This window comes from Mesorhizobium sp. B2-4-1, assembly GCF_006442185.1.
Lineage (GTDB): Bacteria > Pseudomonadota > Alphaproteobacteria > Rhizobiales > Rhizobiaceae > Mesorhizobium.
Genome location: NZ_VFVN01000004.1, coordinates 100,545 through 114,700 on the forward strand (window position 1 = coordinate 100,545; position 14,156 = coordinate 114,700).

10 protein-coding genes and 1 pseudogene are annotated in these 14,156 nt (G+C 64.3%); 8 read left to right on the plus strand and 3 right to left on the minus strand.

What is annotated here, in order from left to right; all coding sequences use genetic code 11:
* The first annotated feature begins 115 nt into the window (after window positions 1–115).
* From FJ949_RS12160 to FJ949_RS12170, 3 genes are read left to right on the plus strand one after another with little or no spacing between them, the layout of a single operon-like run.
* Window positions 116–1,732: a GMC family oxidoreductase N-terminal domain-containing protein gene (locus FJ949_RS12160; RefSeq protein ID WP_140495980.1), complete on the plus strand. Its 1,617-nt coding sequence runs from the start codon at window positions 116–118 to the stop codon at window positions 1,730–1,732.
* Window positions 1,729–2,943, plus strand: a complete 1,215-nt coding sequence (locus FJ949_RS12165) for a mandelate racemase/muconate lactonizing enzyme family protein (RefSeq protein WP_140495981.1) — start codon at window positions 1,729–1,731, stop codon at window positions 2,941–2,943. The genes FJ949_RS12160 and FJ949_RS12165 overlap by 4 nt, the downstream gene beginning before the upstream one ends.
* Complete coding sequence (locus tag FJ949_RS12170; RefSeq protein ID WP_140495982.1) at window positions 2,940–3,857, plus strand: NAD(P)-dependent oxidoreductase; 918 nt, start codon at window positions 2,940–2,942, stop codon at window positions 3,855–3,857. Before FJ949_RS12165 ends, FJ949_RS12170 begins: the two co-directional genes overlap by 4 nt.
* Window positions 3,858–3,947: 90 nt before the next feature.
* Here FJ949_RS12170 and FJ949_RS12175 read toward each other — a convergent pair whose 3' ends face one another.
* On the minus strand, window positions 3,948–4,886 hold the full coding sequence (locus FJ949_RS12175) for a diacylglycerol kinase family protein (RefSeq protein WP_140495983.1): 939 nt from the start codon (window positions 4,884–4,886) through the stop codon (window positions 3,948–3,950).
* Window positions 4,887–5,682: 796 nt separating this feature from the next.
* Here FJ949_RS12175 and FJ949_RS12180 point away from each other — a divergent pair.
* The 3 genes from FJ949_RS12180 (at window position 5,683) to FJ949_RS12190 (ending at window position 8,183) form a co-directional block, all read left to right on the plus strand.
* Window positions 5,683–6,813, plus strand: coding sequence for a hypothetical protein (locus FJ949_RS12180; protein ID WP_140495984.1), 1,131 nt, complete (start codon window positions 5,683–5,685; stop codon window positions 6,811–6,813).
* A gap of 208 nt (window positions 6,814–7,021) precedes the next feature.
* Window positions 7,022–7,537 carry a hypothetical protein gene (locus FJ949_RS12185; protein ID WP_140495985.1) on the plus strand — a complete coding sequence of 172 codons (516 nt, stop codon included), beginning with the start codon at window positions 7,022–7,024 and terminating at the stop codon, window positions 7,535–7,537.
* A gap of 151 nt (window positions 7,538–7,688) precedes the next feature.
* Complete coding sequence (locus FJ949_RS12190; RefSeq protein WP_140495986.1) at window positions 7,689–8,183, plus strand: DUF2314 domain-containing protein; 495 nt, start codon at window positions 7,689–7,691, stop codon at window positions 8,181–8,183.
* A 16-nt stretch (window positions 8,184–8,199) separates the two neighbouring features.
* Here the strand turns inward: FJ949_RS12190 and FJ949_RS12195 are convergent.
* Both FJ949_RS12195 and FJ949_RS12200 read right to left on the minus strand, forming a co-directional pair.
* Window positions 8,200–9,167, minus strand: a pseudogene (locus FJ949_RS12195) (hypothetical protein).
* 164 nt (window positions 9,168–9,331) lie between these two features.
* Entirely contained in the window at window positions 9,332–10,360 is a 1,029-nt protein-coding gene (locus FJ949_RS12200; protein WP_140495987.1) for a CapA family protein, read from the minus strand.
* Window positions 10,361–10,503: 143 nt separating this feature from the next.
* Here FJ949_RS12200 and FJ949_RS12205 point away from each other — a divergent pair, with 143 nt between their 5' ends.
* Window positions 10,504–11,757, plus strand: coding sequence for a hypothetical protein (locus FJ949_RS12205; RefSeq protein WP_140495988.1), 1,254 nt, complete (start codon window positions 10,504–10,506; stop codon window positions 11,755–11,757).
* Window positions 11,758–12,375: 618 nt separating this feature from the next.
* Window positions 12,376–14,034, plus strand: a complete 1,659-nt coding sequence (locus tag FJ949_RS12210; protein WP_140495989.1) for a DUF2778 domain-containing protein — start codon at window positions 12,376–12,378, stop codon at window positions 14,032–14,034.
* Window positions 14,035–14,156: the final 122 nt, after the last annotated feature.

The window sequence follows — 14,156 nt, forward strand, 5'->3', positions numbered from 1 at the left end:
ACTGGATCCGGCATCGCGGTCGCTTTTTTCACAACGCATGCCGGAAGGCCCAGCGACGCGGCAAGCCCGCCCCGTCTAGGCTGCGGCCAGATTTCCGGAGCCGGCCATACCCATCATGCAGACCTACGACTTCATCATCGTCGGCTCCGGCTCGGCCGGTTCGGTGCTCGCCGATAAATTGTCGGCCTCGGGCCGCTTTTCGGTGCTTGTGCTCGAAGCCGGCGGCAGCGACCGCCGCTTCTACGTGCAGATGCCGCTCGGCTACGGCAAGATCTTCTTCGATCCCACGGTCAACTGGAACTACAAGACCGAGCCGGATCCCGGTCTTGGCGGCAATGTCGACCACTGGCCGCGCGGCAAGTTGCTTGGCGGGTCCAGCTCGATCAACGCCATGGTGTGGATCCGCGGCGCGCGCGAGGATTTCGACGACTGGCGCGACGCGGGCAATCCCGGCTGGGGCTATGACGACCTGCTGCCGGCCTTCAAGGCGCTGGAGGACAATGAAGCCGGGGCCGACAGATGGCGTGGCAGAGGTGGCTCGCTGCACATCAGCGATACGTCTGATGCCGTCCACCCGCTGACGAGGCGCTACCTCGCCGCCGGCCAGCAGGCCGGCCTGCCGTTCAATCCCGATTTCAACGGCGCTGCACAGGAAGGCGTCGGCGTCTACCAGATCTCGACCCGCAACGGCCGCCGCATGTCGGCCGCGCGCGCCTTCCTGCGCCCGGCGATGAAGCGCGCAAACGTCCGTGTCGAGACCAACGCGCTGGCAAGCCGCATCCTTTTCGAAGGCAAGCGTGCGGTCGGCATCGAATATCTGCAGAAGGGCCAGACGAAGACGGCCCGCGCCGGCCGCGAAATTATCCTGTCCGCCGGCTCGATCAACTCGCCGCAGCTTTTGCAGCTCTCCGGCATTGGCCCGGCGGCGCTGCTCAACGGGTTTGGCATCCCGGTCATTCACGCCAACGAGAATGTCGGCGCCAATCTGCAGGACCATGTCGGCATCAACTACACCTTCAAGGGCAGGCTGCCGACGCTGAACCAGATCCTGCGTCCCTGGTGGGGCAAGCTCATGGTCGGCATGCAATACATCCTGACGCGTTCTGGCCCGCTGTCGCTGTCGATGAACCACGGCGGTGGCTTCTTCCGCACCGACCCGGCCTTTTCGCGCCCCAACATGCAGCTCTATTTCCAGGCGTTTTCGACCGTCATCCCGAAGAGTGGCGAGCGCCCGATCCTGACGCCGGACCCTTGGCCTGGCTTCTCCATCGGCTTGTCCAACTGCCGCCCGTCGAGCCGCGGCGAGATCATGATCCGCTCCAGCAATCCGTTGGACCATCCCAAGATCGTCGCCAACGCCTATTCAACCAATGCCGATGTCGAGGAGATGCTGGCGGCGGTGAAATTCGTGCGCAAGATCGCCTCGATGCCGGCTATGGCCGAGATCATCGCGGAGGAGGTTTTGCCAGGCCCATCAATCACTTCGGACGCCGACCTGATCACGGATTTCAGGAAACGCTCCGGCACCGTCTATCATCCGGTTTCGACCTGCCGCATGGGACCCGATCCCGCGCGCGCCGTGGTCGATCCGCGGCTCAAGGTACATGGGCTAGAAGGCTTGCGCGTGATCGACGCCTCGATCTTTCCCGACAACATCACCGGCAACACCAACGCCGCCTCGATCCTGACCGGATGGAAAGGCGCCGAACTGGTTCTGGAGGACCAAGAATGAAGATCACCGACGTCAAGACCTGGGTTGTCGGCAATCCGCCGCCCGGCATCGGCGGCAAGTATTTCATCTTCGTCAAGCTTACCACCGATGGCGGTGTGGTGGGTTACGGCGAGGCCTACAACGCCACCTTCTCCGCCCATGTCACGGCCAGGATGGTCGAGGACATGGCCGAGCGCTATCTCGTCGGCCGCGATCCGCACGACATCGAGAATTTCTTTCGCCGCGCCTATTCCTCCGGCTTCACGCAGCGGCCAGACGTGTCCGGCATGGGCTGCTTCTCGGCGCTGGAAATGGCCTGCTGGGACATTATTGGCAAGGAAGCGGACAAACCCGTCTACAAGCTGCTCGGCGGCCAGGTGCACGAGACGCTGCGCTCCTACACTTACCTCTATCCGCATACCGGCAGCGTCCATTCCGAGGACGCCCCGGACGGCAGGAATGTCTACAACGACCCCGAAATGGCGGCGGCCTGCGCGCTCGAATATGTCGAGCAGGGTTTCAATGCCGTCAAGCTCGACCCGGCCGGTCCCTACACCGCCTTTGACGGCCACCAGCCGCGCCTGCTCGACATCGACGTCTCGACCCGCATGATCAAGGCGATCCGCGAGGCGGTCGGCACGCGTGCCGACATATTGTTCGGCACGCACGGTCAGTTCACCGCCTCCGGCGCCCTGCGCCTTGCCCGTGCCATCGAGCCCTATGACCCCTTGTGGTTCGAGGAGCCGGTGCCGCCCGATATGCCCGAAGTCATGGCGCAGGTCGCCCGCGCGACTTCCATCCCGATCGCCACCGGCGAACGGCTGACGACCAAGTTCGAATTCGCCCGCGTCATCGAGAACCGCGCCGCGACCATATTGCAGCCGGACCTCGGCCGCTCCGGCGGCATTCTCGAAACCAAGAAGATCGCCGCCATGGCCGAGGCCTACCACATCCAGATCGCGCCGCATTGCTATTGCGGCCCGATCGTCGGCGCCGCCAACATCCAGCTGGCGGTGACGCTGCCCAACTTCCTGATCCTGGAATCGCTGAAGCAGTGGGACGGTTTCCACGCCACGTTGCTCAAGAAGAAGATCGAGTGGCAGGACGGCAACGTCATCCCGTCGAAGGAACCTGGCCTCGGCGTCGAACTCAACGAAGACGTCTGCGACGCTCACCCCTACACCGGCAAGGACCTGCATTTGCAGATGATGCAAACGCCGCTGATGCCGTGAGCGAACGCTACGCCTTCATCGGCCTTGGCCATCTCGGCGGCAAACTTGCCGCCAGCCTGGTGCGCAACGGTTTTGCCGTCACCGTGTTCGACCGGGAGCCCACCGCCGTCCAGCGCCTCGTGGCGCTCGGCGCTATTGCTGCCGGCAGCCCCGCCGAGGCGGCTGAGCGGGCGGGCAATGCCATAACTTGCCTGCCATCGCCGAAGGCCAGCGAGGCGGTTCTCGCCGGGCCTGTTGGACTGCTCAACGGCCTCCCCGCCGGCGGCACCTGGATTGAGATGTCGACCAATGGCCGCGACGAGATCGTGCGCCTCGCGGGCCTCGCCTCGGCCAGGGGAATCGAGACCTTGGAATGCCCGGTCACCGGTGGCGTGCATCTGGCGGCGGCCGGGAAAATCACCGCGCTGGTCGGTGGCGATGCCGCCCTCTACGAGCGTCATCGCCCTGCCATCGATGCGATGTGCGCGAAGTCGTTCCTGATGGGCCCGATCGGCTCGGCGGCGGTGATCAAGGTCATCACCAACATGCTGGCCTTCATCCATCTCGTCGCCGCCGGTGAGGCGCTGATGCTGGCCAGGCAAGGCGGGCTCGACCTCGCCCAAGCCTATCACGCCATCGTCGCCTCCTCCGGCAACAGCTTCGTCCACGAAACCGAAAGCCAACTCATCCTGAACGGCTCCTACGACATCGGCTTCACCATGGACCTGGCGCTGAAGGACCTCGGCTTCGCGCTGGGCATGGGTCGGGATTTCGGTGTGCCGGTGGAACTGGCATCGCGCGTCAATGCGATTTTCGAGCAGGGCAAGGCGGCTTACGGCGGCGGCGCCTGGTCGACCCAGATCGTCAAATTGCTCGAGGACGCTGTCGGCGCCGACCTGCGCGCGCCCGGTTTTCCGTCCAAACTGGAAATCTGAATCCGGGAAACTTGAAGCGGTTTCAAAAGGTTGAGCGCTCATCTGGAATCAGGACCGGAGCGACCTGAATCAAAGCCGCAACGTCTTGATTCAATATCTGAGCGTCAGAGCGCCGGGCAGGATCTCGAAGGTCGCTGGTATGCGCCCGGGCGACTCGCCGTCGATGTCGACCAGCGCGCCGTTCTTTTCCACGTCGCCGAGCGGTTCGACAACCACTTTCTTGCCGCGCAGGATGGTGATGGCCGGATGGTTGCGATGCCTGCCGCCATAGAGCAGGCGGATATCCCAGATCAGCTTCAGCTTGCTGGCCGCGCGCAGGATGACGATGTCGAATTGGCCGTCGGTCAGTTCGGCGTCCGGCGCGATCATCATGCCGCCGCCGAAGAATTTGCCATTGGCCACCGCGACCAGTGCCATGCGCGCCTCGACCGGCGCGCCGTCATCGACTGAAATCGTTACATCCTGGAACCGGTAGCGGGCGAATTCGACCACGGTGCGACACAGGAACAACGTCTTGGCCGAAACCTTGCCCTTGCGCTTGTCGGCGTTGACGGCGCGATCGGTAGCGCCCGAGAGCCCCAGGCTCGCAATGTTGACGAAGTGCCGGCTGGCCAGCGCGCCATGGTCGTCGATATAGCAGATGCGCCCTGCATCGACCGCCCTGCCCTTGGCCCCGGCGATCCGCTTCAGCGTCGCGTCCACCTCCTTCGGCAGGCCGAGCCCGCGCGCGAAATCGATACCCGTGCCGCACGGCAGCAGACCGAGTTCGGACGCGCGGCCGTTTTCCTTGGACGCCTGCAACAGGCCGTCGGCCACCTCGCTGGCCGTGCCGTCGCCACCGGCCGCGATCACCAGGTCGAACCCGTTTGCCGCGAGGTCGAGCGCCAGCCTTTCGGCATCGCCTTCGGCCTGCGTTTCGCGCAGTTCGAAATCGCCGAAGTGATTTTTCAACGAAGCGGCGACCTCGGACCAGTGCCGTTTCAGCCAGCCGCCGCCGGCAATCGGATTGAGCACCACCCCGACCTTCAATGCGCATCCCTCCCCGCAAGGCGCCAGGCACGCACTGCCCGATCGTTTGCCGGCATTGAAGCCCGCGCCCGTCGGCTGAGCAATAGGCGCTCTCGGTTCGCGTCCCGAAAAAGCAGGGCAGGCTGTCTAAGGCCTTGGAGGGCGAAATTCCGAGACTTCTGGCAATGGTCCCCGATAATCCCGCTATCCACAGGCCCGCGGGCATTCCCCAACATCCTTGGCCGGCGTAAGTTTAACCCATCTCAGGCGGCTACCGATCGCCCAGCCGAAAGGCGAAGGTGAAAGGCGGATTTCCTGAGGCCCGTACGGCCCGAAGCGAGAGCAGGCTCGCCTGCTTCGAGGGACGGAAGCCGAGACCTACGGGGTCGCGGAAAGCGTGCCAACGCCGACGGCGGACCGATGCTGCCATGAAGGACGGCAAAAACCTTCGATGGCCGCAGGGCAAAGCCCGCAAGGGTGGAGACCGGCGTGGTCTGGAACGGGCGCGGCCTTCGGGCGGCGACTGGCAGGACCGTCAAAATCAAGGCCGGCTTGGTGCGACGACTTTAGGGGAGTTGCTGCCGTGACCGTGTCCTGGTCTGACAGGGAGGCGCTGGGAGAAATCCCGGCGCCGACTGTCTTTTTCCCTCCCGCTCAAGCGCCTTCCCGGCGAAGTTGCGGGCGCCGCTTCACCGCGCGCCAAAATCGGTTAGTATCGCCCTGTCAGAGTCCGTTTGCGTTCGCAGGCGGGTTCGCTGAAGGGGGATACTTCATGACATTGATCCAGAAGCTTGCCGCCGCCCTGGCCTGACCGGCCATGGTCCTGTTTCGCTTCATGAAGCGTATCATCAGGACGATCCTCTGGCTGATCGTCATCATTGTCCTGATCCCGATCGCCGGGCTGGCCTACGGTTTCCTGACGACGCCGTCGCTGGACAAGACACCGTTGCCGGGTATCGCCGAAGGTGCACCGCCGCCGGCGCTCGCCGCCAGGGTGCGCGCCGAAATCCCCGGCTACCAGCGACCTGAGGAATCGACCTTCCTCACCTACCCGGAATGGGCCATCGTCTATGCTGCGCGCGAATATGCCGGCTTCGTCGCCAAGGACCAGCCGAGCGGCTTTCCCTATTTCGCCTATGTCGGCCGCTTCTGGCAGGACTACGCCATGGTGATCCGCGCCAGCTCCGCCTACAAGTTCAACTACGCCAACCACCAGATGCCGGTCGTCATCGGCACCAGCCACACGATCGAGCATGCCCTGCAATGGGCTTATGAAAACACGATCGGCCGCATCACCGAGGCGATTGCGGGCAGGCGCACGGCGACTGACATCTACCAGGGCAAGGTGGCGGCCGAATACGCCGCCTTCCTCGACCAGGGGCCGTGGTACCAGTTTCCCTATGCCGAGAAGCGCGCCGGGCTTTTCGCCGTGCAGCCGGCGCCGGGCGATAGCGCCGTGCGCTCCAGCGAACGCAAGCTTGCCTTCGGCCTCGCCGACACGATCAAGGAGTTCTCTGCCGACCTGATCAGACAGGCGCTCGCGGCAACATCCGATCCGGCCTTGCTCGACGTCCATGTCTGGGCCAAGGGGCCGGTCGGCGAAGCGACGCGCAACGAAGCCGACACCTTGCTCGAACGCGACTACGGCCTCGACGGCACCGTCTTCGTCACCAAGCGCTACCAGGTGTTCACCGAGATGATCCCGCGCCTGATCGACAAGGGCGTCTCATTCGTCGAGATCGGCGGCAACGACGAGATCATGATCACCGTGCTCTCCACGGATTCGATCGCCGTCCCCGAAGGCATGCGCATCCTGTTCAGCTATCCGCTGCCGGCCGATCCATCGACACGCCGCACCGGCATGGTCGTAGCCGTACCCAGGCTGCATCTGGTATTGCCGGCGCTGATCAAGTCAGGCGCCAGGCTGGAGCACGTCTACGACTACTGAGGCCTTTCGGCCACGCTGCGCGGAGAACGGCCGTGTCGAGCGCCACGCCACGCTCATTTCACAATCGCGGCCAAATCCCGCCTTGTTCGCGCGCGATGGACTGTCGCATGTCGCCCAAAGCGTGCCCGCGGGCTCCGCTCAGGGACCGGTTTGGACAGCGACATGCACCTGAATGGGCTGCCGAGGGGCACATCGAGGGGACGAGACCGTGATCAAGACCGCCCTTGTCGCCATGACCATCGTCGGCTGCGACTGCGACGCCAAGCTTTGCGAATATATCGGCGAGACGCCGGCCAAGTGGTCGACCATCGCCGAGTGCGAAGCGGCGATGAAGAGCCAGATGCTGCACGAGCGCAATTTCAACTATCCGCTCGTCTCTGGCATCTGCCGCGCGAAAGGTTCCGCGTCCTCCTCGCAACTGGCCGCGACCGCTTCGCGCCCGGAGCTGAGGCCCGCCAGCCGCGCCGTTGAACCGACGCTGCCGCCCGAGCTGAGCCACAGGCCGACGGTCCCGGTCGGCTCGCCGACGACGGCGATGGAAGCGGCCGCCGCGCGGCCGGTCGCCTATGAACAGGTGGTCGATGGCGGCACCGGCGTGCTCTATCGTACGAAAAACGGCTATGCCGTCGTCAAGACCGATCTTGGCCGCGCTGTATCGGCGACCGCCGACATGGCCAAGCGGTCAGCCAACTGGCTGGCTGGCCTGGTGCCGAGCAAGCTGTAGGGACGAAACTTTCTTCACCGGCGTCACCATCCCGGTCTGTCATCAACGGTCGCCGCCACCTTGGACCTGAAGAGACAAGACTCGCGCAAAGGTTGCAAACCGGATGGGGATGCAGCATTGTGTCGACCGCAACGATGAAGGGGGGCCTTCCATGAAACCAGCGGTTCGAACTGCGGCAGCCTTGATGCTGGCGCTTGCTCCGGGATCGGTCGGCGCGCAAGGCGTGGATCCGGGTGACGACAAGGGGATCATCTTCGCTCCGGGCGATCCCGACATGGCGGCGGCGACCGCGCAGGCGCTCGCCGGCCTCGATGAATTCCTGGCACTGTCCGAAATGCCTCCCTCCGGCACAGGTAGGTTCAAGTTGAAGGTCAAGGTGCGGGATGGGCATGTCACCGAGCACTTCTGGGTCATACCGTTCCGCCGTGCCGGGACAGGGTTTGTCGGCATATTGGCCAATGAGCCGGAGGCAGTGCACAACGTCGTGCTCGGCCAGAACATAGAATTCACCAGGGACGACATTTCCGACTGGGGATATACGCGGGACGGCCATCAGGTCGGCAGCTTCACGATCTGCGTGATGTTCAAGCGAATGTCGAAAGAAGAGGCGGACAACATGCGCGAAAAGTACGGCTTCGATTGCTGACGGGAACGCCGGCTGATCAAGCCGCTTCGTCCCTGGCGCCGATCTTGCGCACCAGCGCTGCCGTCGCCAGCATCGCGCCCATATCCGATATCATCGGCGCGACATGGGTCTGGCGTCCAGTGGCACCGAAATGGCGGGCAATTCGAAGAAATTCTTCGCCTGCGGCAGGAGCAGAAAACCGTCGCTGCCGTTGAGGGCCACGCGCGCGGGTTCCTCCGGCCAGGTTTCGCCCAGCCATTTCAGCGCTTGCGCCAACCGGCCGGTCACCAATGGCTGCGCCGCCTCGGCATTGTCGGTGCGGAACTCATAGGCGGCATCCAGTTCCGGCACGCCGGATGACAGTTCCTGCATCTTGCTGGCGAACATGCCACGGAAGAAGCCGACGACGGCATTGGTCCGCCGCGTCGCCACCAATATTCCCGGAAACGGTTCGATGGCTTCGAAGGCGACGATCACGCCTTTGAAGGCCGTCGATGAGCCCTTGCCTGTCCCTTCCCGCAGTTCCGCTTCGTAGAGCTCGAACGGAAACTCTTCGTAGCGGCCGGAAACGACATCGTCGAACGACTGCCGGTTGAACGGCCCGACCGCCTCGCGCGGCAGCCGGTCGAAGGAATTTGGCCGCCCGCCATGCGCGTAGCGCACGTCGCGGATGAAGCCGAAGATGATGGGCAGCAGTGTTTGGCGAAATGATTGCTGCAGCCGCGTCGCCGGCTTCATCGCCTGGAAATAAAGCAGGATCGAAACCGCGAAACCGACGACATAGAGGAACACATGCGGCGTCGAGAACCATTGCTCGTTGGGATCGGCGACCTTGTTGAACAGCCAGGCGATCAGCACCACCGTCGCCAGCACCAAACCGACGAACAGCGGCACCCGCCAGCGTACCTGCCGCACCACGGAGGCCCGCGCCGCTTCATAAGCCTCGATGTTTTTCCGGATGCCGGCAACCACGGCGTCGCCAGGTATGAAATCCGCTGTTTCCACCGCCACCCCCGCTTGCCTGGACCGGTTCATGATAGCCGGTTTTGTCTGAAGTATCGACTGTAGCGCCTCTTCAACAGATGCTTGCGCCGCCTCTTCATTCGCCAATCATCAGCGCTTGGAAAAGCGCCGACATGGCGATCTTGGCCAATGTCCACCACCTGTAGTTACGGAAAGACCGCGCTCAACCGCCTCTCCACCTTGTCACGCATGCGGCCCTCCAATCCTTCCACCGGCGCCAGCCGCTCATGATCCCCGGCGCGCAGCCGCACAAAGGGATGCATCCGGTAGGAAATGACTGACCCCCGCGTTCCCGCATCGGCGCTGACGTCGGCGACAAGAATCCCGCCAATGCGTCCCGGCCAAGGCTGGCGGATAAGGGCGGTTCCGAGGAAATCGCCAAGTCCATAGGCGACAATCGTATCGCCGATCCACTCCACCGGCTGCACGACATGGGCGTGGTGGCCGGCGATCAGCCCGACGCCCTGCCCTGCCAGGCGCCTCGCCAGTCTCCGCGTTTCGGCGCGCGGAAAGTGGCGGAACTCCCAATCCCAATGCGGCACGGCGCAGAGGAGATCGAACCCGTCACCTCGCAGGTGGGCAATATCGCCGGCCATCGAAACGCGGCCGGCGAACAGGTCCTCGCCCGCATTGCGCCACAGCGTGAAGGCGGCGAACCCGACAGTCAGCGGCCCGACTTCGACAGGCTGCACCGGGCTGTTGCCGGCGAGGCCAATAGTGCCGATACCGAGCCGCTTCAGCGCCGCCACGGTCTCATCGAAACCGGCGACGCCCTGGTCGAGCACATGGTTGTTGGCCAGCGACAGCACCAGTCTTTCACGCGAGATGCCGACTGCCGCCAACGCGTCGCCGAGAAAGCGCTCGCTCATCGCGTGATGGGTGCCGAGCCTGGTGCCGAGCACGGCGCTTGGCTTGTCCACGATCGGGCTTTCGCAATTGCCGATCACCAGGTCGGCCGCGCCAAGCAGCGTTTTGATCACCGGATCACAGTCGGGCGCGCTGCGGTTGGCCACCGCCGAAATGTCGCCGACGAAGGCGAGCCGCACCGTCCGTTTCGGCGCCCGATCCACCATCGTTCCGGCCACGGGCGCGAAGCCTTGCACACCACCGGACAGCGACGGTTTCAGGAATCGCGGCAGCCACGACAGTTTGTAGGAGAGCGGATAGTTCGACACGCGACGTCCAATCGTTTGCCCTGTGTAGACCGTCTGCCGGGCGCGTTGAAGCCAGCCAATGGCAATCATGCATCAGCGCCCGGCAGACGCGGCATTGCAAATGCGTGTATGATTGCCGGCACGACGCGCATGGGAGGGGGAAAATGACACCACTGGCAAGTCTGCTGGCATTGGCACTTGCTCTGGTTCTGCCGATGTCTTCGGCGCAGGCCGCCATGCCCGAAACCGCGGCCGCTCTGTTCGAGGCCAAAACCGTGGTCGCGCGCGACACGGCGCTCTCGACGCTGGAGGCAGCCGCATCCACCGACCCGGCATCCGCCTATGCCGCCGGCGCCGGCGAATTCTTCACCGCGCTGGAATTGCTGGCCAGCGGCCTGCACCGCCACGGCTTCGAGAGCCCGCGATCCTTCATGCTGCCGCTGATGCGGCTGCCTGTGCCGGAAAACCCGAACCCCGAACCGCTGACCTACGAACAGTTCCGCGCCATATTGGTCGCCTTCCGCAACCGGCTCGAGAAATCCGCAGCCACGCTGGGCTCGGTGCCTGCCGATGCCGATATCGGCATTGTCATTGACCTCACCCAAGTCGGCATCGACCTTAACGAGGACGGCACGATCGCGCCGGACGAAAGCATTGCCGCCATAATGGCCTCGCTGTCGCGCGGCGTGGCGCCCGACGATGCCGCGCCTGCGCTCACCTTCCGCTTCGACCGCGCCGACGGTTATTGGCTGCAGGGCTATGCCGAGTTCCTGATGGCGCAGGCCGATTTCTGGCTGGCGCATGATTTCAGGAGCACGTTCGACGGTTCCTTCCACATGCTCTTCCCGCGCGCAAAACTGCCGTTGCAGGACATCCTCGTTCCGCCGGCTGGCGACATGGGCAGCAGCATCTTCTCCTCGGAATGGCGCATCGCCGATTTCATCTCGCTGGTGCATCTTGTCAACTGGCCGGTGGTCGAGCCCGAGCGGCGGCAGGCGGCGCGCCGTCACCTGCTGGAGATGATCCGGCTGTCGCGCGAGGACTGGAAGGCGATCCGCGCCGAGACCGACAATGACCGCGAATGGCTGCCGGGACCGCAACAGAAGGGCGAAAACCCGCTCACCGGCCTCGAAGTCGGAGAGCAGCAGGTCGCGGCCTGGCTCGCCACCTTGACCATGGCCGAGGACCTGCTCGAAGGCCGCGTGCTGCTGCCGCATTTCCGCATCACCGGCAAGGGCATCAACATGAAGCGCTTCTTCGACGAGCCGAAACCCTTCGACCTGGTGCTGTCGATCACCGGCCCGGCCATCGCGCCCTATCTCGAAAGCGGCAGGATCCTGACCAGCGACGATTTCGACCAGATCCAGAGCGAGTTCGGCGGCGGTGGCTTCCTGACGTTTGCGCTGTGGTTCAACTGAGGGCCCAAGAGGGCTGCGTTCCTGGGCGGTCAGCGCCAGCCCCCCACCCGGACCTGCGGTCCAACCTCCCCACAAGGGGGAGGTAGAAGCTCCATTGCAAACCCTAGAAAATCGCGCCTTGGTACAGCACCGCTTCCGCCTCCTCCGGCGCGAACCGCCGCGCCAACACGGTGGCCGATCAATGGTCGCCGCGAAACCGCGGTACGGGCCGGTTATCTGCTGCGGGCGGATAGCAGTTTTGGGGCGACGCACTGGGCCTTCTCGGGAGTACGGAATGACACGCGCCACCGTCGCGGCCCCGCTGAAACGGCCATTCGCTTCAATTAGCAAGAGCTGTTTTGCTTGACTCGGCCGTTAAAAGCAGGCAGCAAAATACTCTTGGAAGGGCTGCAATACCGCGTTCATGGTCGTGGACGAGCCTTTTTTGGCACAAAGTCCACGTCTCTCGGTTGGTTTTGAGAGGGATTGGTTAACCAACTTTGTCCATATTTTGAAGCAATCGGCAACCAAAGACAGGCGCGGCAAACGCGTCGGGGACCACCTGGGATCACTCACAGAATGGTCGTCGCGGCTATCACAGCCGCGGACGTGGGAGCCGATTGGAGCAAGATTGGTTGAATGGCGTTCTTGAGTAAGAAAATTGTCGGGGACAGGCGTTGGGACGGCGAAGCTGCCGACAATGCGTCACGTGCCTCATCCTTCAACTCTAAGCGGATCGTCCGCTGGGTCGCGGTGCCCGGCGTCAGCGCTGCCGTTGGCCTGTGGCTGGTCGGGACAATGGCTGGTCTGAGCTCCGTCGGCGCTTCGCTGTCGTCGACGTCGAGCGTCCTGCCGCAGAGGCTGGCCATGCCGGGCTCGCTCGCTCTTGCCGATCCGCTGAAACAGCATTTCCTGATGCCCGCTGCGCCATTCGCACTGGCCAACGCCGATGGCGGCACGCAGGCGCTGCAGAACCACGCCGTGCAATGCGGCTCCGGATGCTTCAGGCTGGCCGCGCTCGCTCCTCGAGCGGAAAAGTCGGCGCGCCTCGTGGCCGCGTCCACGGCACACCCGGTCCCGGTCGCCAAGACGACCTCGCAGGAGCGCTTCGAGCGCATGGAAGCATCTCTCTCGCCAAGCAAGCTCGCCGCCGCCTTCGCCAACGCGGCCAAGCCCGTGGCCACGGCCGGCGCACCCGCCCGTCCTATCATCTCGACCTCCGCTCCACAGGTCGCCGAGGCATCGCTGGTGCCGGGCGCCAAGCTCGTCGCCAGCCTGTCTGAAGACTTGCCGGCACCCGCGGCGGAGCGCTTCGCCCGGATCGACACCGGCTCGGTGGTTGTCCAGACAGCGCCGCAGCCGATGCATTTTGCCCAGCCGGATGCCGGCACGCCGGACAATTCGCAACTGGCCCTCGCGCTTGCCCGCTCGCTGCCTGTCGAGGACGAGGCATTCGCCTCGCCATTGCCGATGACGGACTCTTCGGCCGATGTCGCGGTTTCGCCTGTCGAAACCCAGCAGGAACAGCCGGGCGATGCCGCGGCCTTGCCCGACGCGCTCACCGATGACGTGCCGCTGCCGACCCGTCGGCCGCAATTCGACGCGCCGGAGCCGTTGAAGTCCGTGGAGCAGGAAAAGCCGACTCAACAGCCCAAGGTCGTGCAGCAGAAGCCGGCACCTCAGACAAAGCCGGTCCAGCAAGCCCAGCCGGCAAAGCCGATCCAGCAAGCCCAGCCGGCAAAGCCGGCCCGGCAGGGCCGGCCGGCGGATGGCGGCGACGCGTTGGCCTATGCAAAGCCAGACACGCCTTCGGGCGGCCTCGGCCAGGCGTTCAGGAACCTGTTCAACGCGCCGGGCGGCTCCAGGAGCGGAGCCGGCAGCGGTGTCGCCATCTATGACATCAGCGCCAAGACCGTCTACATGCCCGACGGTTCGAGGCTCGAAGCGCATTCGGGCATCGGCGCCATGGCGGACCAGCCGCGCTATGCCGATCAGAAGAACCGCGGACCGACACCGCCCAACACCTACAATCTGTCCTTGCGCGAGTCGCGCTTTCATGGTGTCGAGGCTTTGCGTCTGACACCCGTCGATGGCCGCAATAAATACAACCGCGACGGGCTGCTGGCCCACACCTACCTGCTTCGGGGCCGCTACGCACAGTCCAGTGGATGCGTCGCGTTCAAGGACTATGCGCGCTTCCTCGCCGCCTTCAAGAAGGGCAAAATCAAGCGCCTCGTCGTGGTGCCGCGCCTGAACGGATCGCCGACACGCGTGGCGGACAACGCACGCGGCGCCTGACCGCAATAGGCAGGCATCACCGGCACTTGCCTCCTCCTGACAGCCTTCTGTCAGGAGCTGCATCTGGTGATGCGCCTCGGCTGATCGCGCTCTTTCCATTTTCGCCAAGACCTCCCATATTC

What these genes read in the sequence shown, in the direction of transcription:
- FJ949_RS12160 (WP_140495980.1), top strand. Translation starts at nt 116, where the DNA reads ATGCAGACCTACGACTTCATCATCGTCGGCTCCGGCTCGGCCGGTTCG.
- FJ949_RS12165 (WP_140495981.1), top strand. Translation starts at nt 1,729, where the DNA reads ATGAAGATCACCGACGTCAAGACCTGGGTTGTCGGCAATCCGCCGCCC.
- FJ949_RS12180 (WP_140495984.1), top strand. Translation starts at nt 5,683, where the DNA reads ATGGTCCTGTTTCGCTTCATGAAGCGTATCATCAGGACGATCCTCTGG.
- FJ949_RS12190 (WP_140495986.1), top strand. Translation starts at nt 7,689, where the DNA reads ATGAAACCAGCGGTTCGAACTGCGGCAGCCTTGATGCTGGCGCTTGCT.
- FJ949_RS12205 (WP_140495988.1), top strand. Translation starts at nt 10,504, where the DNA reads ATGACACCACTGGCAAGTCTGCTGGCATTGGCACTTGCTCTGGTTCTG.
- FJ949_RS12210 (WP_140495989.1), top strand. Translation starts at nt 12,376, where the DNA reads ATGGCGTTCTTGAGTAAGAAAATTGTCGGGGACAGGCGTTGGGACGGC.